This window comes from Bacillus sp. CDB3, from assembly GCF_002081505.1.
Taxonomy (GTDB): Bacteria; Bacillota; Bacilli; order Bacillales; family Bacillaceae_G; genus Bacillus_A; species Bacillus_A cereus_AT.
The window spans coordinates 75,250-98,351 of record NZ_ALBR01000091.1; the positions used below are offsets into that span (position 1 = coordinate 75,250).

Below are 23,102 nucleotides of genomic sequence, written 5' to 3' on the forward strand. Positions count from 1 at the left end.
AAATTAGTATGAAGTTATTATTAATTTTAGGTGTATCACTCACATTTCTTACAGCTATTTTCACATCTGGTTATAACGATAAACCAGGTACACATAAAAAGTGATGTGCTCTTTAGCACATCACTTTTTTTCTTGTTTTTATAAACTATTTAAAATAAATATTTTCCACATCGTATATCGATAAAGGACGATTATAGAAATAACCTTGTACGAGTTTCACATTCTTTTCCTTTAAAAATTGTATTTGTTCCGCTTTTTCTACTCCTTCTGCAATTACATTTAATCCTAGAGTATGTGCTAAATGAATAATTGCAGCTGTAATATTCGTATCTCTTTCATCTATATATATACCTTCCATAAAAGAACGATCAATTTTTAATGTATCAATCGGATATGTTTTTAAATAACTTAAAGATGAATATCCCGTTCCGAAGTCATCTAAATGAATCTTTAAATTTTGTTCTTTTAACTGCAATAGCACTCTTTTCGATACATCTTTATGTATAAGAGCCCCTTCTGTAACTTCTATTGCTAATAAATGAGGGGGTACATTGTACTTGTTTAAAGCGCGTGTAATCATCTCTATCAATGTAATAGAACGAAAATGTCTAGCTGAAATATTAACTGCAATTGGTACAACTGCATATCCTTTATTTAACCATTCACGTATTTGTTTACACACTTGATGTACTACCCATTCATCAAGTTTAATAATAAATCCTGTTCTTTCAGCAAGTGGGATAAATTGATTTGGCGAGACCAATCCTAGCTCCTTATTCTCCCACCTTATTAATGCTTCCATACTGGATATCTTTCCCGTTTCAATATTAATTTGAGGTTGATAATATAGGAAAAATTCATCTTTCTCTATAGCACGATGTAACTGATTTTCTATTATAAACCTTTGTTCACGTTCACAATCTAATCCACTACAATAGAAATGATAATACCCTTTTCCTTTTTCCTTGGCTTTTTCCAAAGCTGCGTCGACTCTTTGGAAAAGTATTTTTTCATCCATTCCATCTTCTGGGGCCATTACAATCCCAATTGATGCACTCAAATAAACATCCTCTTCTTCTAGTACAAAATGCCCACTAATTTTTTTTAGTATTGTTTGTGCAACTTCCTCTACGCATTCTCTCGTTATATTTTCTATTAACATAACAAATTGATCATCATGTTCTCTAAATAAATGCATATCTTCTATTTTTACGTCCCGTAAGCATTCAGTAACTTTTTTTAAGACTTGATCTCCTTCTTTATGACCAAATGTATCATTAATAAGGTGAAATTCATCCAAATCTATAAAAACCAATGCGAATTTTTTATTCTCAGCTAAAAATTCATTTAGTTTATTTGTACATGATATTCTATTCATTAACCCCGTTAACTGATCGAAGTAAGCCAAATATTCTGTTTTCATCTCATTTAATACTTGCCTTGTAACATCCCTCGTAACTATGTACACCCCGACGATTTCACTATTCACAATAATGGGGATTGTCCTAACGGAAATATAAAGTTCATATCCTTCTTTATGAATATATTTCTTTGCAACAATTTGTTTTGCTCTTCCCTGTAAAGCCTCCTTAAATATAGTTTGAAAAGCTTGTTCATATTCCTTATTTATAAACTGAAAAACAAATTGATTACTTAGTTCTTCATATCGATATCCAAATATTTCATATGTTGCTGGATTTGCATATGTAATTCTACCAATAGAATTTACAGATACAATGGAGTCATTATTATATTCTAGTAATGACTTAAATAACATTTGTTTTTCTTCTATTTCCACTTTTTCCTTAACCTGTGCTGTAATATCCCTAGTAATACAAATAATAAACTGACATATTCCATTTACATCACATACTGGATTAAGTAAAGATTCATAATGTATATTACCAGTTGGCAAACTAATTACATCACAAAATGTATTTGCTCTCGCTTCTCTCATTACTTTTGCATATTGCCTTTGTAATACCCTTGCCGTATCTTCTGGTAATACTTCTGCAAAAGTTTTTCCATAACATTCTGTTCCTAGCCTGGCATGATCCATTCCTATTTTATTTACATAAATATATTTAAAAGTTTCATCATCAATAACTTTCACAATAAAAACTAAATCTTGAATAGCATGTAGCAGTCCCTGTCTTACTAAATCCATATCTATCATACTTAAAAAGGTATTTTGATTATTATATTGTTCCTTCATATTTATCTCAACCCGTCTTATCTATTTTTATTCATATACCTCATTCTATATGAATATGTACCTTTTTTAAAATGTATGATTACATATTTTCTAAAAAAAATAAAAAAGTCGCCAAATAGCGACTTTTAATAAACGATTTCTAAATCTAATCCTGGATAATTTTGTTGACGGAACGCTTCATAAATTAAAATTGCTGCTGTATTAGATAAATTTAATGAACGTACTTTATCCGTCATTGGAATACGTAAACAATGATCGAAGTTTTCTTCAATTACATTAGCTGGTAATCCATTTGTTTCTCTTCCAAACACGAAATAGTAATCCTTCTCACGTTTGCTATAATCAAATGCTGTATGAGCTTTCTCGCCATACTTTGTTAAATAGAAGAATTCACCATCTTTATTTTTCTCATAAAATTCTTCGATTGAATCATAATACGTAACTTTTACGTGCTGCCAATAATCTAATCCTGCACGCTTTAACATTTTGTCATCCGTTGAAAATCCAAGCGGTCTAATCAAATGTAATTCTGTTCCAGTTGCTGCACAAGTACGTGCAATATTTCCTGTATTTGCTGGAATTTCTGGTTGATATAAAACAACATGTACTCCCACGCGATATTCACCTCTATTTTTTGTCTACTACGTATTATACCACTTGAACGAAAAATCTCTACCCATTAATGATATGAAAGAATTTATATTTCATTTGCGGTGTATATTTACTAGAGTCTTCATAATTCCAATAACGCCGACGGCTATTCGCTGAATGTGCATTTACAAGCGGCATACCATCTGCGTCTTTTGCTACTACAATTGTCGTATGATTCCACCTACCATCATCCTCAAAATCATACGCAATTACATCGCCAAGAATTAGGTCTTCTGGCTTTTCTACCGCTTCTGCCCGAAGCCCTGTTGTAGCACCTGACAAATACCAATAAAAAGAGTGTGCTACAGCCCAGCTCCAACTCCATTGGTTTCCCCTTTGCCACCACCCTTTACGAATATTAGGATGTCCGTTCATTGGCACTTCTCCAGTGTGCAGACATTGTGAAATGAAATTTGTACAATTATCAGGGAAATTACGGTATGCAGGATTGCGATCATCCCACCAACGCTCTGCATATTTCACTGCCTCTAAACGATTATATTGATATGAACCGTATTTTTCTTTCGTGACTTCTCGTTCTAACTTTTCACCTATCCCTATTTCTTCTGACACCTCAAGAGCATAATCATCTATTATACGACTATTTTTTAAACAAACTCGTCGTTTTAATTGTTCCTCTTCGATATAAAATAATTCTTTATGCTTAATTAAATATTTCAAGTGTACTTGATAATCAATTTCTTGATGCTCACTACTATTTAATTGTCTAATGAAAGAAATATCCGCAGTTGCTTTCACTATATCTGCACTACGTTTTTGAAACAATTGTTTCTTTCTCTGTACCATTCGTAATAAATCTTCAGCAATACCATCCACATCAGTTCGTTTCTCTGTGATATATGCTAAAAACTGTTGTACTTGCTTTTCAATATTCGCTTTTACAATCATTTCGTCTCCCTCCCATATTACAATATGAAAAAGGGAAATATTATCTACTCTTTTTTCTGCGCTAACAATTCAAGTCCACGATTCATTTCATGAAGAACCTCTTCATCTTTCTCACGTTCCATCGCTTTTTCAATTGCTTCGCCTACTCCATCTCCGCCAATTTTCCCAAGTGCCCATGCTGCTGTTCCGCGAAGTACTGGCCTTGGGTCATCTTTCATAACACCGATTAAATCAGGAATTGCTGCTGTTTCTTTAAAATGCGCAAGTGCTAAAATAGCATTTCGTTGCAATGGCTTTTTACCTCTCCATGAACCAGACATAATTCCATACTTCTCTTTAAAATCACGATTACTAATTGTTAAAAGTGGTGTTAATAACGGTTTAACTAACTCAGGATTAGGCTCCATCTCAGGATGGTTGTGGAAATCCATTCCTTTATTTTTCGGACAAACAGTCTGGCATGTATCACATCCGTATATACGATTTCCTATTTTATCGCGATATTCTTCAGGCAGAAACCCTTTTGTCTGTGTTAAAAATGCGATACATTTCTTCGAGTCTAACTGTCCGCCCTGTACTAAAGCACCTGTAGGACAAATATCAATACATTTCGTACAACTTCCACATTGATCTTCTATTGGCTGATCCGGAGGGAATGGGACGTTCGTAATCATTTCTCCTAAGTATACATACGAACCAAATTCCGGCGTAATAATAGCGCAGTTCTTACCACTCCATCCAATACCGGCACGTTCTGATACAGCTCGATCACTTAGTTCACCTGTATCGACCATTGATTTCACTTCTATATCCGGAAGTTTCTCGATTAAATACGCCTCTAACTTTTGTAAACGATCTCGTAAAACGAGATGATAATCTTGTCCCCACGAAGCACGACAAAAAATCCCGCGGCGCTCTCCACGCTTACTTAATGGTGCATTTTTTAATTTTGAAGGGTACGCTAAAGCAATCGCAATGATTGATTTTGCACCAGGTAGTAAAAGCTGTGGATTCGTTCTCTTCTCTATATCAGGCTCTTCGAATCCAGACTGATAATTTAATTGTTGCTGCTGGATTAATCGTTGCTTTAATTCCTCAAATGGTGATGCACTAGCAAACCCTATTTTATCTATACCAATCGTTTTACTATACGCAATTACTTCTTGCTTTAATTGTTCAAAATCCATTCTTTATCGCCTCCTCCGATGAATCCATCCCTTATGTAACGACTATATTGGTTAGTAATTCACTTTTGGAATACTATTCTTTACTTCTATTTTCGCATACAATTACGCTTTTCAAACACTAAAAAACGCAATGCCTCGTTTATCTTAGAAACGAAACACTGCGTTGATCACAATTTATTAGAAAAACATTAAATAAAATTTGGAGCGGGTGAAGAGAATCGAACTCTCGACCAGAGCTTGGAAGGCTCTTGTTTTACCACTAAACTACACCCGCAAATATGAAATAAATATAAGATATTAAAATAACTTATGTAAAGTAGTATAGCATGTAAAAAAATACGAAGCAAGAATTTTATCGAAAAAAGTCGAAAAAGTGATGAGATAACTCATCACTTTTTCAATTCTTTATCAATTGCCTTCTTCATACTATCGAAATCAGGGTTTGCAAGATTTCCATTTACATATACTGAAGGAGCACCTTGAACTTTTAATTTTTGAGCACGATCTGAATCTTTACGTACTTTGTCTTTCATTTCTTTACTGTGTAAATCTTTTTTAAACTGTTCTACATTAATTTTCGGAAGCTTTTCTTTCACAATATTAAGAAGTAATTCTTCTGTAATCCATTCTTCCGTATCTTTCTTTTGATTTTGATAAATCTCATCATAGAAAATCCAGAATGAATCTTGATCTTGTTTATAAATCGCTTCACCAGCGGCTGCACCTAAATCAGAGTCTTTTCCGATAAACGGGAAGTTAATAAAATATAACTGCACTTTACCTTTATCAATATACTCTTCTTTTAATCGTGGTAATACTGTTACATCCCAAGTACGACAAGCTGGACATTTAAAGTCTCCAAACTCAACTACCTTAACTGGAGCATCATCTTTCCCTAGAGATTGTTGCGTAGAATACGCAAACATCTCATTCCCTTTATCTTTCTTGTCATTTATGATGCTATACGCAATTGTTCCGATTACAATCAATACTGCGATAGAAAAAACTACACCAAGAACCATGAGTTTATTTGATTTCATATACATTCCTCTTTAAATTCATATTCTGTATACAGCATTGTACACAATACACATAATATCAACACTTATATACGTCACGCAATGAACACGCTCACATAAATTACAAAAATACAACATTTGTGACAATATTGTGTCGTCTTTTGTCACAAATTATTCAAAAAAAAAGAAGCTCCTATGTAGGAACTTCTTTTAACTTACTGCTTTTTCACGGGCATTTTTTAACATGGATTGCTCTGTTTTTATATCATGACGAATTACTAGTTTCTCACTAACTGCTTGCACATATTCATCATGATTTATATACCCTTCTTTCTCCATTAACCTTAAAACTACATTCCGTCTCTCAACTGCTTTATCATAATTTTGTGCAGGTGAGTAATAAGCCGGTGCTTTTACTACAGCAGCCATCATTGCACTTTCAGCCAGTGTTAATTGATCCACTTTTTTACCGAAGTAAAGGTTTGCTGCTTTTTCAATCCCCCATGCGCCTTCTCCGTAGTAAATATTACTTACATACAATTTTAATATCTCATCCTTTGTGAATGTACGTTCAATCTTTTTCGTATAAAAAATTTCTTTCCACTTCCGAGAAAATGTACGTTCATTAGATAAGAAAGCATTTTTAGATAACTGCTGTGTAATCGTGCTTCCTCCTTGCACAACACCACCAGCTTTTATATTCTCAATAGACGCCCTGATAATCGCTATATAGTCTAAACCGTTATGATGATAAAATCTTTTATCTTCCGTCGCAATAAATGCGTGTGTTAATGATTCTGGCACCTCTAAATTAGCAGGTACATGTAATTTACTAATATCACTTCGCTCAATCATTACATTTCCAACGAATAATAATGCAAAACTTAACAATAATAATAATATAATGGCTTTATAAAAAAATTTAGTTAATGGATTTAATGCAACTTTTTGATGATAGTTCACTCTAGATAATACTCGTTCTTTCATCTTGAACACCTCTTTTCCACACAGCATATATAACTCTTAACTCAAGAATACATTGTTGTAAAAGAATATCCCATCGATTTCTCTTACATGTACCTTACAACATTGTAAGGTGTAAAAATGTATTGTATCACAGTCCTTTTTTATCTACTATTCATATGAAATGTTGAATATACATTATTTATAGGCAGTAGGACTCTCCTTAATAATTAGTAACAGAAAAAGAATTAAGATCTCCATAACTATCTTCATAAAAAAGCTTAATTTAACTTTATTCTTTTATTATATCATTTATAAATTTATACTTTTAAACATCTAGCAATCTAAGTATATATGATATATCACTATTATACAGAACAAACGTTCCTGAAATCAATACTAGCTATCATACTGTCTCACTATTGGCTGACAATACAACTTCTCCCACTCATTAATAGCCTACACTTTATTATTGTGACCTTTTTCTGAAACAGTATACATAAAGAAAAGGTTAGCAATTTGAGGTGTCCTCAAATAACTAACCTAAACGTTACAGCCTTCCTATAAGATTATATGGCTGAACTTCCCATGTTTCGTATGGAATGAACTGCGTCGCTTTCATCGCATCAAGTGTCCTTGATTTCATATGTGGACGCGTTATATACTCATCAATGTTCTCTTCGTTTAAAGCAACAAATTTGGCTTCTTTTATTTCTTCAGGTTGAATTTTTATTTCGCCACTAACATATGCTACTTTAAAGACAACAGCTAAAATATGCATAGAAGCGTTATAATACACTCCTGTAATTCCAATTGGCTTCACCGTTAAGCCCGTTTCCTCCATTATTTCTCTACAAACAGCTTGATCGAGGGCTTCTCCTTCTTCTACCTGTCCTCCAGGCATTTCCCACGTATCAGCTCGCCAGTGCACTTTTGCTAAAAGTACTTCATTCTTTTCATTTGTTAAATAACCTGATACGGCAACAATATGTTTTGGTGTTTTATGCGCCATAAAAATGCCTCCTAGAAATACAATTATTTCATGTACAATCTATAACCATATTCCCTACCTACAACAAAACACCTTTAATAATTCAGCATCTTAATTAACTTCACAAAAAAAGACCCTATTCGTTAAACGAAAGGATCTTCTATCTTATTATTCTCCTAAGTCTACGTTGTGGTAAACTTGTTGTACATCTTCTAAATCTTCTAATGCATCAACCATTTTTTCAAATTGTGCTTGAGCATCTTCAGGAAGTTCTACATCATTTTGTGCAAGCATTGTTAATTCTGCAACTGTAAATTCTTCAACACCAGCATCTTTAAGTGCAGATTGTACTGAATGGAATTGATCAGGTTCAGCATACACGATAACAGAATCTTCTTCTTCTAGAATGTCACGTGCATCTACATCTGCTTCCATTAAAATTTCAAGAACTTCATCTGATGTTTTACCTTCAAGACCGATAACAGCTGTCGCATCAAACATGTAAGCTACAGAACCGTTTACGCCCATGTTACCACTGTTTTTGCTAAATGCAGCTCGTACATCTGCTGCAGTACGGTTTACGTTATTTGTAAGTGTATCTACAATCACCATAGATCCATTTGGTCCAAAGCCTTCATAACGAAGCTCGTCATAGTTTTCTTCTGAACCGCCTTTTGCCTTTTCAATTGCACGATCAATAATTGTTCTTGGTACATTGTATGTTTTCGCGCGCTCTAATACAACTCTTAACGTTTGGTTTGATTCAGGATCTGGCTCGCCTTGTTTTGCTGCCACATAAATTTCACGTCCAAATTTTGCGTATATACGGCTTGTATTTGCATCTTTTGATGCTTTTTTATCTTTAATATTGTTCCATTTACGGCCCATACTTTCCACTCTCTTTCCCGTTTTAAATCTACATAAAAATATTAATATAAAATATAATGTGTATTCAACACATTTTTAAAAGAAATATAAAAAGTTCATTTTTGATTCATATTACAGACATAATATAAATCACTATCATTTTGTTCTTTCGACAAGTTATATTATACATGAATTCCTACGTTTATTACGAATTTTAGAAGCACATAGTATAATTTAATAAAAAAGCTCTAACATTTCTGTTAGAGTCTTTTTACATCGCCGATACCGATGGTCGGGATCGAACCGACACTCCCGAAGGAACACGATTTTGAGTCTTTTTAGGTGACATTTATATAGTTATATAGAGTGCTCCCCTTAAAATCCTTTATTTTAAAGCATTTAAAAAATTTTGAGCTTCTTTAAACATGATAAATTAAAATGAAACGGAGCCAAAATGGAATCACAATAAATAACTGATACTTTTTACTTTCATTTCTCCCTTGAGTAAATTTATTATATTTCATTTATTACTTTATTTCTCGCTAAACAACAAAAAGGAAAAAGTTACCATGATATTCCCCTAATTACTTCCTATTGCTGTATAATTAAAACAGGAAAATAATTTTTGGAATTCAAAGATTTGAAGGAAGGATGGGGGAGAATTATGACACATTCAAATGAAAAAAAAGCACATGGGATTAAAGGGATAGGAGAAAAGCTAAACCCCACTATCTATCAAGTGAGATTCATGAAATTAGATAAACCAATTCAATTTGAGTCGTTTCCTGAATTAAAGGAATTAGGGGACTGGTTGAGTACTTCAACGCACATGTGGTCGTGCCACTCAACTATGTACAAGTACAACAGAGAAAAGTTTGAAAAGAAGTTTTTAGAAATTACAAAGTTAACAGTTGATAATGTGCTAATATCTACTGGTGGTGTCGGATTTAACTTCATGTCACCAGGGTGGAGAGATTCTCTATAAAATGGAATTATATAAAGGGATAAAAATGAATGTTCATTTTTATCCCTTTAGTGTTTCACAGTTTGCTTCAACTGTATAGCATGGGCTTTGATAGAGAAAAATTTTATACTTATCTTATTCATTTATAACTATTTCACCAACACACTAGCTCGTACACACTATCAGTGCCTATTTTGTAGTGCGATGAAAACATAAAAAGACTCTACACATTTAATGTAGAGTCTTTTTATTACGCCGTTCGTGATACCGATGGTCGGGGTCGAACCGACACTCCCGAAGGAACACGATTTTGAGTCGTGCCATTAAATCCATCGTCTCGAAAAGCAATATTATCAAAGTCAAATGACTAGTTGTTATTTTTTCATTCACACGATTATTATCATTTTACGTTGTGGTGTGAAATTAGTCAATCAATTATGAAATATATTTAAAGCGGTATCCAGTTTTCCGATGGACGTTTCCACGCTTCAAACAACTGATAAGTGTCTGTCGTTTTATGTCCAATTGGCATTCCGCAGCACTCAACGATTCAAAATTTATTTCGATAGTATCATTGAATGCGACAATTTTTTTTGTTGTTTAATGCGACTTAGTTGTTCATTTTCCTCTTTCAACATAACAACACATGTTTTCAAACTGTATAACATTCCACCGTTCATATCTTTGTCTAATTTATATTCGTCTTGATACAGTAAATAACCGTTAGGCATGTGATTATCAATATCGTATACAAAGTTATCAAAATCATGCCATCGCTCAGCAACGGTTATTCCTTTTGCACCGTAATATTTATAGTGTGAATGATACGATTTATAACATCTATACATCATTCCAACCCACGTGTAAAATAATGGGTGATTTTTACTTTTCATGTCAAACCTCCGATAATTCGGACGTTCAGTTTCGTCTGTATCGCCTTTTAAAAACACATTAATGTTATTTATCGTGAATACAGTAAAACTCAATGCTTGTCCGTCTGAATCGTTTGATGAATATCACTTGTTTTTTAAATATGTTTGAAACATTTTCTTTTGGAATGCGTTAAGATTTGCTGAATAATATTTATAATTAAATATCGAAAACGTCAGTATTGATATTTGAAAAACAACTCCTAACCCAAAATAAAAATAGTCCATAGTGCCAGATGAGTGAGTAATAATAAGTGCTATTGTTATGAAAAGGGATATTCCCGAACTAACCGATAATGAACCCAAACCGTGTATAGTTCCCAGTAGATGTCTGTATCTACTTTCTATGTATGCCCTTGTTTCTGTATCTTGTTTAATCAAAACCATATGCCATACATATTCAAATTGATAATAATCTTCGTTTTTATTATCACCCCATTCTTCGTGCTTTGGAAATTTCTCACCAATTTGATCGACGATTTTATTAAAATCTATTTTTTTATCAAACACCCAAGCAACGCCAAAATATATTTGATGTAAAATATATCCCAATGGCACTCCTATTGCCGCTAAAGAAATTAAAAATGCAAATCCTTTGTTCATTTGCATCGCATCAAACTTCCAAAAATCAATTCCTTTTAAAAATACAACTTGATACAATATCCAAAATATTAAAACCCAACCTGGGATACCCCATCTAATCAAATATTTAGTTTCAAACGACAATTTGATGTTCCTCCTCTTTTTATGTATATAAACTTCTTTAATTATACAAGAGGATAACCGTCAACTCATAGAGTCAACGGTCATGTATTTTTAATTAAGCGTTTATTGTGATGTTAAATTCAATCATGTTCATAAGAGTTACAATTGAATTTACATCTTCACCCTCAATAAATTCGAACGATTTCAAAGGTTCATCGTTTAAAAGTAATTTTCCATCTACGAAATCAACGTCAAATTGGTCTTGATATTCCCCATAAGTGCTAAAGATTTGGACAGTTCCTTCATCAAATGCCAATGTGTGTACGAAATTTTCACTTTCATCGTGTGCCCATTCATTTACTAATTCAATTAGTTCCAACCATCTTTTTGCTTTGTCCAAATCTGTAATAATTCCACTTTCGATTTCATCAAGCAATTCCACTTTATGGGCAACTTCTTCTTGTTTAAGATATGGCAATTCTTCAAATGGACATGTTGTATCGGTTTCTTCTTCTAATACTTTTAAAACGTCCTCCATTGTTTGCATTTCATTTATTTTTTCTAATTTATCAAAGTATGTGTTTTTCATTTTTAATTTCCCCTTTAGTTGTTTGATTTTTATTACGACGTTTTTTTGATGTCGTTGTTTATACGACTATTATATTGATGTCGTACGATATGTAAGGCAGCCATATAAACTTTCTTCTTTTTATTTTTTCTTTCATATAATGTATCGTTTAGGTGTTCGTTTTTTATTACACGCTCATTATATTGATGTTTTTCATTTTGGAAAGCAAAATGTGAAACTTTTTTAAAATTATTTTTCTAAGTCGAATTTCTTCATATATATACAACAAAAAAACCAATACAATATGTATTGGCTTCGATCCATTTATTCAATTTATATTATTAAACCACTTTAAACCCATCAGTAGTAGGCGTTATTGTTGCATGACGAATTTCTTTCATGCCTTCCCACATCCATTTTTGCGTTTCAGCACTTTCTTTGTAAGAGAAATACTGTTCCTCGTTGGTGGTTCTGTGCATTTCATCAAAATATTTAATAAGTTCGTCAATCATCATATCAACGATTTCTGGTAATAACACAATTCTTTCATCATGTAACTCGATGAAATTTATAACATAATCCATTGTTTTTGCAGAAGCAATACTATCCATTGGTTCAGGCGGTATAATAGTTACCAATTGTTCCACCGAATTTAAAGCCATGTCTTGTTTACTTTTTTTACTACATTGGAAAATGTGTTTTTTCTCTTTTTTTGCATATGCTCTAGCTACATTAAAAATGTGAACATACGCTTGTCCATATTTTTGTGCTTGTTCAAAACTAGCGAATGTTTCAATCGCTTCCTTAGTTGTCATTGCTTTACTGTGTTGATTTGTTATTGTAGTCATGTTAATTCCTCCATTTGTTTATAATGTTTCATTAGTAATTGGAGGTCATTATGTAATTTGTCGAATATTGTCATATTCGCTGTATTTCTATAGTATCAACAAATGTTAACCATGTAAAGAGAAATTTTCTGAATATTAATATTCAATTTTATGTTATTGAAATAAAAAAACACCCCCGTAGGAGTGTTCTTTAATTCAATATTAATTCCACTGCGACTAAATCTTTGCCCGTTCTATGGAATGTCTCACCATTTTCACCACTGATTCTGATGTCTTTGTCTTCATCTTTCATCAATTGCCACATATCGTAGACATCTTTACCTGGTTCTAAGTCAATACTTCGTGTTAAATCGCTGAAGTTCTCTACTGTCACTTTTACACCATCGTTAAATTTAAGTGCTAATTTCATGTTGTCACCACCTTCCAACTTACATACTTCGACAAATAATGGTAAATTCCTTCTTTTTATTTCATATCCTTCACCCACTGTTCACGCTCAATCCGTCTTTCTTCCCGTTCTCGTTCAATCCGTATTGTCTCATCGCTTTTGGCAAATAGATTATTCCACACTTGATATATAAACAACATCATCAATAGTATTACTGACAGAAATAACAAGATCGTCTTTGTTCGTTCCGATATTCGAATTTTCTTATTCCGTTTCATCGCCTGTTGAATGTCCTGTGTATTCTTGATTGTTTATTTGTGCAATGCTCTTTCTTAATTCAACTGAATCTTCAAAAGCGTAACATTGGTATTTTCTATTCTTCCTATTACGTGTCGTATATTCCAAATCATGACCCGCTTTTATCAAATCCATAGCGAGTGTCTTTTTGTATATCATTTTGATTCCCATATTATAAACCTCCTATTGGCAATTGGTTGTCTGAAGACATCTCCACAATTTTGTGGCGGTCTGAGTGAGATAGTATCTCATGCAGGTCAATCATTCGTATAACCGTATTGCTTCCGTTTCCTGATGAGTTCGTCCCTTTTCTTTATAATGTCTTCACGTAGAAATATATTAACGCCTACCGTACGTTTGATTGGTTCTAGTTGACCTTTTTTCAATAGCATATTCATACGTGAACGACTGATACCCAATATCTCAATCGCTTCGGAAGTGACCAAAATTTCTGTACGAGCAAATTCTCGTTTATCAAACTTTTGTAATATGTATACGTCATTCATGATATCGCTCCTTTTATAAATAGAATTAGCCCCGCAAAATTGCGAGACTAAACCGAAATCATTGGCAATGATTTTAACATCGTAGCGCACGATGTTGGATTAAGCACCTCGCAAGATATCTTCAATTTGTTCCGCAGCCACCATATCAAACAATTTTATTACATTCAATAAATCGCTACACTGTGTTTCTTCGAATATTTGCGCTAGTAATCTAGCATCATTTAAAAGTCCCATTTCTACATATGTTTCCATCGTGGCAATCCCCAAATAGGTATCACGATGTACATAGAATATTGTCGTAAGTGCTCCTATTGCACTGTGAACATTTTGTCTTTTCATTTATTCCATCTCCTATATACCATATATTGGTAAAATGTTAATTTCATTATATGACTCTTCTAAACCTACTGACAAGAGGAAATAATCCTGTATACAAAATGATTGCATAACAAAAAAACGAACCAATAATATGGTTCGCCTTCATTTAAATTTTATATTCCGCCCAATCTTTTAACAGTTCACGCATTCGCTCAGATGGAATATAACAATTCATCGGTTTTCCTTTACGAATACAGCCACGGAACATAAATTGAATTAAATCACTTACCGCTAACAAATCTTCATCTACATCAACATTTCTCGTTGTAAAAAATTGTTTATCATTCGGATTCATAAAGCGATTATACATGTATACCATTGATTCACATTCAGCATAATTATTTGTTGCTCTAGCATTGAATGACACGAAATTATCTTTAGAACGGTCATCTTTTTTATTGTATTTGCATTTAGGATTTTTTAACACTGGAGCGTATTTCTTTATGGTTGTCCAAAAGACCTTGTTATTATCGGTTGAACAAATGTTGCGTAAATAATTATTGGCATTATTTTTAAGTTGCTTCAAATCATCTCCCGAAGCATTCTTAAACCAAGTAGATGATAATTGATTACGCTTTTGTTTGCTTGTTAATTTTTCTCGAGAATCATAATTGGTGTTCATTTTACTGATGGATTTACCATTTTGATAATCTTCATATACATTTAATAAATCATACATTTCTTGTCTTGGTTCTTTCATTTTGTCGTATGGAATAATTGAATATCTATTTTCAATTTTACTCACACTGAACTTTTCATATTTAACATTGTGCATGTCATAATAATTTCGCTGATCTTGTCCGTCGAATAGATATGTCAAAATGTATACTTCATCGAACGATTCAAACGCTTTTATATTCATTGTCCAATAGAATGCTTTTTCTTGCAAAATGAACAAGTTTTCATTTTCCGCAATGATTTTAATATCACGAAATCTATCATCATTTTTATCTTGTCCATATTCCTCATCTAACCAAGTAACTTTTCCTAATTCATCTACTTCAATAACGTTGAGTTTCAATAAATACCCAATCTCTTTATGACTGATATTGATTGCTTCAAGAACATTCGCTACTTCATCCATTATTAATATATATCCTTCTTGTTCTATTTCATCTAAAGTATCCGCATCTAATCGTTTGAATAATTCATGAGTAGTAACAATAGATTTCCCCAGTTCCACGAGCATTTTGAAATGTTCGATTTTAGAACCTTTACCTTGTTGTGCATTCGGTTGAAAGAAATCCGCTTTAGTCGAATTGCTAACACGCTCTACTTCATTAAGAAATGGTGTCACGTATATGTATTTTTTATCCGATGTTTCACCGAATCCGTTTACCTTTTCGGAGTCGTTTATCATTTGAATTGCCCATGATGTTTTACCAGCACCACAGATGGCATCTATTACTTTGATTTTTGTTTCATCATTATTCATTGTCTCTGATTCCTCCTAAAAGTTGATAATAGTATTATATTGACTATTTCAAATTTGTAAGGATGGATCGGGCAGAAACTTTAAATAATGTACGTTAGCACAAAATGATGGCAAAAGTGTGAGGACGTTGACCAAAGAACCATTAGTACCAACGGTTTGCTGAGTTTTCCTTATAAGTAAATATAGTATATTTGTGAGAGCGTAAAACAACAACAAACAGTGTACATTCATGAGCTTGCGAAATGAATGTGATGATGAAGGCAAAGCCTGAATCATCTTGTTTTCAAGTGACTTATATAAATACTATATACATTTTATATCTATTAGAAATCATTACATATATCATTCCTATATTAATACTATATAAACTAGATACCTTGAAAACACAACGCAAAAAGCTTACGCTTTTTCACGTTAATTTTTACTGGCGTAAAAATTACACTGTTGTTTTGGGGTTCTATATAATGAAAAGAAAATAATTTCAACAAAATATCAATTGGCACCTTACAATTTCAAAAACATCAATATAATAGTATTACCTTTCGAATGACATCAAAAAAAATTGAAAAAGATTTCGAAATGACTTTAGATTCTATGTCGCTATGTACATATATAGTAGGACAACTTTTAGGAGGTTTAAAAATGAAAAAAGAAAATAAGAAAAAACCAAGAACTGTTCATTTGTTGGATGAAGATAAAGAATGGGCAGATTTTAAATCGGATAAATTGGGATATTCATTCAGTGTTTATGTTCAAAGTTTAATCCGTAAAGATAAATATGAAGATAAACAAATTGAATATTAATATTCAAAAAGGAGAAATGATTTACAATGAAAAAATTTAAGTTTTATAAATTTTCAGGTTGGTTGTGGTCAGTGTTTGCTCTCGTAGATATTGCGAACATGTTCGTTACAAAAAATTGGAGTTCTTTTTCAGAAGTGCTTATGGATTTTGCATTTGCAAGTTTATGTTTTTACATTAATTCACTGGAAGAAATCAATGAATCACTTGAGCAAACCATTCAACGTAAAAACAAAATCGGATTTTAAATCAAATACACATGGAGGAAATGAATCATGAAAAAATTAGAAAAATTATTGATTGATATTATCAAAAGTGAAATCGTAAAAAATGGTGATTATGAATTAACGCCTTATAAATTGATTGTTGATTATCGTTTGGAAATCAAATTACACGATGAATCCAATACATATTTGGTATTCGAATTTGATGAAAATAAATTGCTTCATGCAAGTCAAAACACTGAAGATATTGTTAAATTCATCGACAAAGAACTTAACGAACCCAAACCAATTTTAACGATGGAATCAATTATGTCTTTTGACGATGGAAAAATACTGATTAACGGAATACCTGTTGAAGAACACACAATATGTAAACCAAAACAATTTAGTTCTAACATCATGATTTTATAATGAGTCACCGAAAATCGGTGGCTCTTTTTATTTTTATTATAAGGAGCATTTATTATGAATGAACAATGGAAACAGTTTGGTCAAAGTGCTAAACGGAAATATTATATATCACCACAAGGCAATGTTAAATCAATAAGCACTGTTACTGGTATTGAACGACATATGAAATTATATCTTGATAAAGATGGTTATCATTATTACACCGTCAACAATAAATCATATCGTGTTAACAGGTTAGTTGCTCAAGCATATATACCAAATGTGTATAACAAACCATTTGTTAATCATATTGATTTAAACAGAATTAATAATAATGTAGATAATCTTGAATGGGTAACACATAGCGAAAATATGAAACATTCATATAAACACAGGAAATTAAAACAACTACAGAATTAGTTGTTATATAGATACCCCCTTATGCAAATTCTAAAAAATCCTGAGGGGATTAGGAGAACAGGTGAGGCTTAATTCACACGACGACTCACATTTTCCGAAATTGTTTTTCTTGAAATTAATGTAAAAGGAGAAGATCATAATGCAAGACCCACGAACAACAGCACGTAATGAAAGAACACCATTAAAATTGGCAGCATTGATGGATGATACTTTAGATTTCAATGATACATTTGAACCAATTAAAGTAATTCCACCAAAGCACTTAAATAAACATGCAAAGAAATACTACAAAATAATCGTAGAAGAGTTACAAAAACTTGGTACATCAAATACATTCGATGAAGCACATTTAACCAATCTAGCATTTGCATTGGGAACCATCAAGGAATGTCAGTTGGAAATTGATGAACATGGAACATTTGTTGATGGGTTACATGGTAGGAAAGAAAATCCAGCGTATAAATTATGGGCAACCGCAACACAAAAATCTATCGAATTAATGAAAGAATTGAATCTTTCAGCATCAACGAGACGTATGCTCCAAGAATCAACGACTAATGAAGAATTGGATTTATCATGACACCACAAGATGAAAAGATTTTGAAACAGTTGAAACCATATTTGACCGAAGAATTTCTCAAAACCTATGATTATCATGAATTAAAAATTGATAACTTCATTAAAACAATCTTTTTCCCAAAAGTTTATGAGCCACTGAAATATTTGCTGGATTATGAACCACATACAGGCGTGTCTTACGAAAGATACTTGTATGTTAAAGCGATGTTTTGCAAATTGAAAAAGAATCCAAAAGGACTCGAAGATATTCAAGAATATTGGGATGTATTCGTCAAAGAATAAATATAAAAAAACCTTTCGTTTTTTGCATTTTGCTCTTTATCCATCATCGAGGACTGTATATATATTATGAGGGTCGCTGAGCACGACCTTTAAATTAATGCTTTTGACATAAGCATTCTCTTTAGGTTTTATTTTTTGTCCCGTCTTATCGGAAAAAGGCGGGATATTTTTTATGAAAGATGGTGACTACATGGCAGTTTTAGATAAGTCGTTAATTAAAATAGTTGGCGAAAAAGAATATTATAGGATTCTTGCAATATTGGAATTAGAAGAAATACAAGAAAGAGAAAAAGAATTAAAGCAAGTACAAGCATTAGACATGATTAATGAAATGTTAGCAAAAGATGACCAACCACCGTTTACATTGTCATGGATTAAAGGTTGGTGGAACAAGTTTGATTGATTTCCGTTGTAGCAATTATCACCGTTTATTATATACCCTTGCAGTGTCCTTTCTTGCGGTGATAACTGGTGCAACGGAAATTGCATCATATTTACAGTAACCGTTATTTCCATTTCTGTTACTGTTTTTCGGATTGTGTAAATGTAACTTCTTCACATTTGCACGTACCAACTCTTATATGTTTTTAGTGTCAACAACTCCATTTGTTGGCATTATAAAGCATTTAAATATTTAACGTAGGCGTAACCGAGTGTTACGTCTTTTTTTATTTTATACGAAAGGAATTGAAATGATGGGACTTTTAAACCTATTTGAAAAACGTAGTACCGAAGAAAAAACAACTATTGGTGGCGTGGAAATTACACCGAACAATTCATTTGGTGGAATGGTCGTTAATGAAAAAACAGTAACACAAATTCCAACCGCTTCAGCGTGTTTAGATTTAACCGTAAAAACCGTTTCAGGTCTACCGATTAATTTACATAAGGAAAATGCAGATGGATCAATTGAAAAAGTTTTAGAAGATAAGCGTGTATTTCTGTTAAATGATGAAAATGAAACGTTTATGAAAGGTTTGGTTAAGGATTATTTGTTATATGGACAGGCATTCTTATACAAACGTTATGACGTAAAAACAGTTCTTGGTGAACCGATGAAATCACTAAAAGAATTGAATTATTTATCAGCAAAAGATGTAGCGATTGTAAACAAATATCACGATGGTATCAAATACACACATGCGGAATATCAATTGACAACTTTTACAGGTCAACATGTTGGAGCGAATGAGCGCAAAACATTTCATCCTGATGAACTATTACGTGTAATAAACATTCCAGTTAACGATTTTGAAGGCGAAGGTCTTCTGAAACATGGGGATAAATTATTCAAACAAGCACTTGCAGAAATCGAATACACAAATGGCATTTACGAACGTGGAGCATTACCACTTGGTATTTTAAGAACAACCGCTCGTTTATCTCAAACTGCAATTGAACGATTACGTGAAGCGTGGGCTAAACTTTACGGTGGCGTTAAAAACTCGGCAAAAACCGTCATTCTCGAAGAAGGTATGTCTTTTGACAAGATTTCAATGAATCCTAATGAAATTCAAATGAATGAAACGATGAGTAGAACGGATTCAAAAATATGTACTCTATTCGGTGTTCCAGAATCCCTAATTAGTACAAAGGCCAATAAATACAACACTGTAGGACAAAACAGTTTGCACTTCTTAAAGCATACGATTGCTCCTATTTTAGTTGATATTGAAAAAGTGCTTAATAAGGAATTGTTAACGGAAAAAGAAAAATCACAAGGTTATTATTTCCGTTTTGACACAAGCGAATTGTTACGTGCTACTGAAAAGGAACGTACAGAATCAATTGCTTTAGGACTTGAAAAGGGATTATTAACAATTAATGAAGCACGTGCAAAATTGGATTTACCAAAAATTGATGATGATGTGTTCATGTGGGGATTAAATCATGTTTTATACAACCCTAAAACAAAAGAAATGACAGTTCCTAATACAGACGGTGGCACATCAAATCAAGAGAAAGGAAATGACATAACACATGAATGAAAAAATTGAAAAAAGAAGTTTCAGCCTGTCAGAGGTTAGTGAATCATCTGATGGGTTTTTTGTGCGTGGTTTAGTCAATAAAAGCGGTGCTTGGTCACAAAAATTATACGACAAACACGGCAAACCATTTATCGAACGTGTAATGCCAAACGTATTTGAAAAAGCACTGAAACGTGGCAATGATGTAAAACTCTTGCTCGAACATGACAAAAACATGTTACTTGCTCGTACGAAAGATGAAACTTTGAAACTTACAGAAACATCAAAAGGTTTGGAAATGGAAGCAAATCTTGTTCCAAGTACACATTCGGAACATATTCACTCTTCCATCAAACGTGGAACCTTGAGCAATATGTCATTTGGAATGGTAGTTCTTGATGATGTATGGACGAAGGAAAAAGGCGTTAATCAGCGTTCCATCACTGATTTAGCATTATACGAATGTTCCATTGTTTCAGACCCAGCGTATGAAGACAGTGCTATTGAGGCACGTTCAAACGATATTCGTCAAGACGTTGAAATCCCAAATCTAACAGAAAGGAATCAACCAATTATGCAATTTGAAAATATGAATCTCAAACAACTCGAAGAGCGTAAGCAAGAATTACTTTTCGAAGCGAACGAAATCGAGCAATCAAAAGTAACCGAACAACGTTCATTCACTCCTTCTGAACAATTACGTCAAGAAGCGATTTTAAGCGAAGTTCAAAAAATTAACGACAAGATCAATTCTGTTGAATCAAGAAACCTATCACAAAGAAAAGAGGAAATTATTATGACAAACAAACAAAATGCTTTTGAAACAGAAAAACGAGGACTGGAACAATTCTTACGTCGTGAAGATGGCGAAGAGCGTCGCTCAATCACAACTAATGCAACTCCTGGTAGTTTGACAATTCCATCAACAATTTCAGATTACATTGTAGAAAAATTAGCCGAATTTGCACCTCTATTCGGTCGCACACAAAATTTTTCACCCGTTTCAGGGAAATTAGAAGTTTTACGTGAAAAATCACTCGGTACAGCTGGTTGGTTCGGTGAAGGTCAAGATATTAAATTATCTGATTACACAATGGACAAAATCACGCTTGAACAAAAACGTGTTGGTACAGCAATTGAATTATCTCAGCAATTAATCAACGACTCTGGTATTGATGTAGTTGGATATTCTACAAAATTACTAACACGTCGTTTAGGAATCACTGTTGATGCAGCGATTTTAATTGGCGACAAAACAAAAGGCGAATTCGAAGGTATCTTAAATGATGTAACAGTTCAAGATATCACTACTGTTTCATCTACTGGTATCACGCTTGACGAATTATTAACACTAAACAATTCAATTCACCCTGACTATGTTAAAGATGCCGTATTCATTGTAAACCGTCAAGTATTCAACGAAATTGCAAAAATGAAAGACGGTATGGGTCACTATCACTTAGTCAAAGATGTTGCTGAAACTGGTGTAACATACAGATTGTTTGGACAGCCTGTTTTAATCAGTGAAGTAATGCCAAACATGGCAACTGGTCAACGTGCAGTAGTATTTGCAAACCTTGGTGAAGGTTATGCTACAATGACTAAAAAAGGACAAACTTTAAAGTACATTGACAACGATACTGCAAATGCTCTACGTGGTACAAACACAATTGTATTAGACGCATATATGGATGGAAAAGTATTAAATAAAGATGCCATCGTATGCTTAAAAATGAAGTAATACATTAGGAGTCGAGGAATCGGCTCCTATTTTTTTTTATGAGTAAAATCATCATTTTATTAGATTCTCAAAGTGCTATTTTGTTTCACAATGCTATTATAGTGTAAACATTTGAGTTGTAAAGCAAACATATGAAAAAAGTTCTATTTTTTTTATTTGGCTTCCTTACAAACCCGATCCATTCCCTATAATAGTATTATAAGTAACTTAAACCTTCCATTTCTGTTACTTGCTCTTTTCGGTTATATAGCGAAGTCTATGTCAATGTTCTAACGACCACCCATCATTTATTTGATGAGTGGTCATTTTTTTTTGGTTACTGTTCATATATTATTTGGGACTTGCGCTTTAATTCTTTAGTGATTGATAAATACCATGTACGCTTTGAACTATTCCACTTTTTCAATGATATAAATGCTTCCCAATTCAATTGATATATCGCTTTTGGCGTTACATCATCGTTAAGAACTGTAACAATTACGTATTCAAATAACTGTTCTTGTGGCACATCGGAATCAGGGTCATTTAATCCATGAAATACTCCTGTCATGCCAGTTCTCGACGATTTAATACTGTAGCGTTCATTATTATCGTTAATGGCATCAATATTTTTCTCGCCCACTTTTACCGCATGTAAATTAGGCAACGTTGACGATTGATTATAATGCTCAATTGCAATGGTTTCACCCATATCTCCCACAAAATTATTTGTGCGTATCGCTCCACGCTTTTTAAACATCTTCATTAATTTACTGTACTCTTCCAATCCCTCAGCAATGGTCATATTATCATATTCTACTTCAGTTAACATACATATCAACTCCCTTATATGGCTTGTCTAAATTTTTACCACATACAGGAAAAATTGTCATTCAAAC

At 32.9% G+C, this 23,102-nt stretch carries 28 protein-coding genes and 1 tRNA gene; 10 read left to right on the top strand and 19 right to left on the bottom strand.

The genetic code is table 11. The annotated features are described in order from the left end of the window. Positions 1-145: 145 nt before the first annotated feature. From CDB3_RS21940 to CDB3_RS21980, 9 genes are all read right to left on the bottom strand, one after another. Positions 146-2,215 carry a sensor domain-containing protein gene (locus CDB3_RS21940; protein WP_128855948.1) on the bottom strand — a complete coding sequence of 690 codons (2,070 nt, stop codon included), beginning with the start codon at positions 2,213-2,215 and terminating at the stop codon, positions 146-148. Positions 2,216-2,340: 125 nt separating this feature from the next. Then, positions 2,341-2,829 carry a tRNA (uridine(34)/cytosine(34)/5-carboxymethylaminomethyluridine(34)-2'-O)-methyltransferase TrmL gene (trmL, locus tag CDB3_RS21945; protein WP_000538149.1) on the bottom strand — a complete coding sequence of 163 codons (489 nt, stop codon included), beginning with the start codon at positions 2,827-2,829 and terminating at the stop codon, positions 2,341-2,343. Positions 2,830-2,887: 58 nt separating this feature from the next. Further along, positions 2,888-3,775, bottom strand: coding sequence for an amidase domain-containing protein (locus tag CDB3_RS21950; RefSeq protein ID WP_097832524.1), 888 nt, complete (start codon positions 3,773-3,775; stop codon positions 2,888-2,890). Positions 3,776-3,819: 44 nt separating this feature from the next. Continuing rightward, entirely contained in the window at positions 3,820-4,962 is a 1,143-nt protein-coding gene (queG, locus tag CDB3_RS21955) for a tRNA epoxyqueuosine(34) reductase QueG (protein WP_128855949.1), read from the bottom strand. A 200-nt stretch (positions 4,963-5,162) separates the two neighbouring features. Then, positions 5,163-5,236 (bottom strand) — tRNA-Gly (locus CDB3_RS21960). A gap of 115 nt (positions 5,237-5,351) precedes the next feature. After that, positions 5,352-6,002, bottom strand: coding sequence for a DsbA family protein (locus CDB3_RS21965; protein WP_128855950.1), 651 nt, complete (start codon positions 6,000-6,002; stop codon positions 5,352-5,354). A gap of 189 nt (positions 6,003-6,191) precedes the next feature. Continuing rightward, positions 6,192-6,968, bottom strand: coding sequence for a transglycosylase domain-containing protein (locus CDB3_RS21970; protein ID WP_071743854.1), 777 nt, complete (start codon positions 6,966-6,968; stop codon positions 6,192-6,194). 526 nt (positions 6,969-7,494) lie between these two features. After that, entirely contained in the window at positions 7,495-7,956 is a 462-nt protein-coding gene (locus tag CDB3_RS21975) for an NUDIX hydrolase (protein ID WP_071772132.1), read from the bottom strand. Between the two features lie 147 nt (positions 7,957-8,103). Next, the gene (locus CDB3_RS21980; RefSeq protein WP_071743856.1) at positions 8,104-8,823 is read right to left on the bottom strand and encodes a YebC/PmpR family DNA-binding transcriptional regulator; all 720 of its coding nucleotides are present in this window, start codon (positions 8,821-8,823) and stop codon (positions 8,104-8,106) included. Between the two features lie 643 nt (positions 8,824-9,466). On the opposite strand from CDB3_RS21980, the gene CDB3_RS21985 reads away from it, so the two are divergent. Beyond that, positions 9,467-9,787, top strand: coding sequence for a DUF3884 family protein (locus tag CDB3_RS21985; RefSeq protein WP_128855951.1), 321 nt, complete (start codon positions 9,467-9,469; stop codon positions 9,785-9,787). A 536-nt stretch (positions 9,788-10,323) separates the two neighbouring features. On the opposite strand, the gene CDB3_RS21990 is transcribed toward CDB3_RS21985, so the two are convergent. The 9 genes from CDB3_RS21990 to CDB3_RS22035 all read right to left on the bottom strand — a co-directional run bounded on the left by CDB3_RS21990 (position 10,324) and on the right by CDB3_RS22035 (position 15,820). Continuing rightward, entirely contained in the window at positions 10,324-10,659 is a 336-nt protein-coding gene (locus CDB3_RS21990) for a hypothetical protein (protein ID WP_256869920.1), read from the bottom strand. Positions 10,660-10,782: 123 nt separating this feature from the next. Continuing rightward, complete coding sequence (locus CDB3_RS21995; RefSeq protein WP_128855952.1) at positions 10,783-11,421, bottom strand: BA5345 family protein; 639 nt, start codon at positions 11,419-11,421, stop codon at positions 10,783-10,785. 94 nt (positions 11,422-11,515) lie between these two features. Next, the gene (locus CDB3_RS22000; protein ID WP_128855953.1) at positions 11,516-11,989 is read right to left on the bottom strand and encodes a hypothetical protein; all 474 of its coding nucleotides are present in this window, start codon (positions 11,987-11,989) and stop codon (positions 11,516-11,518) included. A 320-nt stretch (positions 11,990-12,309) separates the two neighbouring features. After that, a complete protein-coding gene (locus tag CDB3_RS22005) occupies positions 12,310-12,816 on the bottom strand; it encodes a hypothetical protein (protein WP_128855954.1) in 507 nt (168 codons plus the stop codon). A gap of 190 nt (positions 12,817-13,006) precedes the next feature. Continuing rightward, positions 13,007-13,225: a hypothetical protein gene (locus CDB3_RS22010; protein WP_128855955.1), complete on the bottom strand. Its 219-nt coding sequence runs from the start codon at positions 13,223-13,225 to the stop codon at positions 13,007-13,009. A gap of 243 nt (positions 13,226-13,468) precedes the next feature. Next, positions 13,469-13,672 carry a hypothetical protein gene (locus CDB3_RS22020; protein ID WP_128855957.1) on the bottom strand — a complete coding sequence of 68 codons (204 nt, stop codon included), beginning with the start codon at positions 13,670-13,672 and terminating at the stop codon, positions 13,469-13,471. Between the two features lie 86 nt (positions 13,673-13,758). Beyond that, positions 13,759-14,007 (bottom strand): hypothetical protein, encoded by a 249-nt coding sequence (locus CDB3_RS22025; protein WP_128855958.1) that lies wholly within the window; start codon positions 14,005-14,007, stop codon positions 13,759-13,761. A 99-nt stretch (positions 14,008-14,106) separates the two neighbouring features. Continuing rightward, the gene (locus CDB3_RS22030) at positions 14,107-14,346 is read right to left on the bottom strand and encodes a hypothetical protein (protein ID WP_128855959.1); all 240 of its coding nucleotides are present in this window, start codon (positions 14,344-14,346) and stop codon (positions 14,107-14,109) included. Positions 14,347-14,491: 145 nt separating this feature from the next. Then, positions 14,492-15,820: a hypothetical protein gene (locus tag CDB3_RS22035; RefSeq protein WP_128855960.1), complete on the bottom strand. Its 1,329-nt coding sequence runs from the start codon at positions 15,818-15,820 to the stop codon at positions 14,492-14,494. 642 nt (positions 15,821-16,462) lie between these two features. On the opposite strand from CDB3_RS22035, the gene CDB3_RS31810 reads away from it, so the two are divergent. The 9 genes from CDB3_RS31810 (at position 16,463) to CDB3_RS22080 (ending at position 22,224) form a co-directional block, all read left to right on the top strand. Beyond that, on the top strand, positions 16,463-16,624 hold the full coding sequence (locus CDB3_RS31810; protein WP_179139741.1) for a hypothetical protein: 162 nt from the start codon (positions 16,463-16,465) through the stop codon (positions 16,622-16,624). A gap of 26 nt (positions 16,625-16,650) precedes the next feature. Then, the gene (locus CDB3_RS22045; RefSeq protein WP_128855962.1) at positions 16,651-16,869 is read left to right on the top strand and encodes a hypothetical protein; all 219 of its coding nucleotides are present in this window, start codon (positions 16,651-16,653) and stop codon (positions 16,867-16,869) included. Between the two features lie 27 nt (positions 16,870-16,896). Beyond that, entirely contained in the window at positions 16,897-17,256 is a 360-nt protein-coding gene (locus CDB3_RS22050; RefSeq protein ID WP_128855963.1) for a hypothetical protein, read from the top strand. A 54-nt stretch (positions 17,257-17,310) separates the two neighbouring features. Next, a complete protein-coding gene (locus tag CDB3_RS22055; RefSeq protein WP_128855964.1) occupies positions 17,311-17,655 on the top strand; it encodes an HNH endonuclease in 345 nt (114 codons plus the stop codon). 139 nt (positions 17,656-17,794) lie between these two features. Continuing rightward, positions 17,795-18,235: a P27 family phage terminase small subunit gene (locus CDB3_RS22060; RefSeq protein WP_128855965.1), complete on the top strand. Its 441-nt coding sequence runs from the start codon at positions 17,795-17,797 to the stop codon at positions 18,233-18,235. Next, positions 18,232-18,516 carry a hypothetical protein gene (locus tag CDB3_RS22065; protein WP_128855966.1) on the top strand — a complete coding sequence of 95 codons (285 nt, stop codon included), beginning with the start codon at positions 18,232-18,234 and terminating at the stop codon, positions 18,514-18,516. Before CDB3_RS22060 ends, CDB3_RS22065 begins: the two co-directional genes overlap by 4 nt. A 172-nt stretch (positions 18,517-18,688) precedes the next feature. Continuing rightward, complete coding sequence (locus CDB3_RS22070; RefSeq protein ID WP_256869581.1) at positions 18,689-18,919, top strand: hypothetical protein; 231 nt, start codon at positions 18,689-18,691, stop codon at positions 18,917-18,919. A gap of 250 nt (positions 18,920-19,169) precedes the next feature. After that, complete coding sequence (locus tag CDB3_RS22075; protein WP_128855967.1) at positions 19,170-20,504, top strand: phage portal protein; 1,335 nt, start codon at positions 19,170-19,172, stop codon at positions 20,502-20,504. Continuing rightward, positions 20,497-22,224 (top strand): phage major capsid protein, encoded by a 1,728-nt coding sequence (locus CDB3_RS22080; RefSeq protein ID WP_128855968.1) that lies wholly within the window; start codon positions 20,497-20,499, stop codon positions 22,222-22,224. Before CDB3_RS22075 ends, CDB3_RS22080 begins: the two co-directional genes overlap by 8 nt. Before the next feature lie 316 nt (positions 22,225-22,540). On the opposite strand, the gene CDB3_RS22085 is transcribed toward CDB3_RS22080, so the two are convergent. Next, positions 22,541-23,035 (bottom strand): hypothetical protein, encoded by a 495-nt coding sequence (locus CDB3_RS22085; protein WP_128855969.1) that lies wholly within the window; start codon positions 23,033-23,035, stop codon positions 22,541-22,543. Positions 23,036-23,102: the final 67 nt, after the last annotated feature.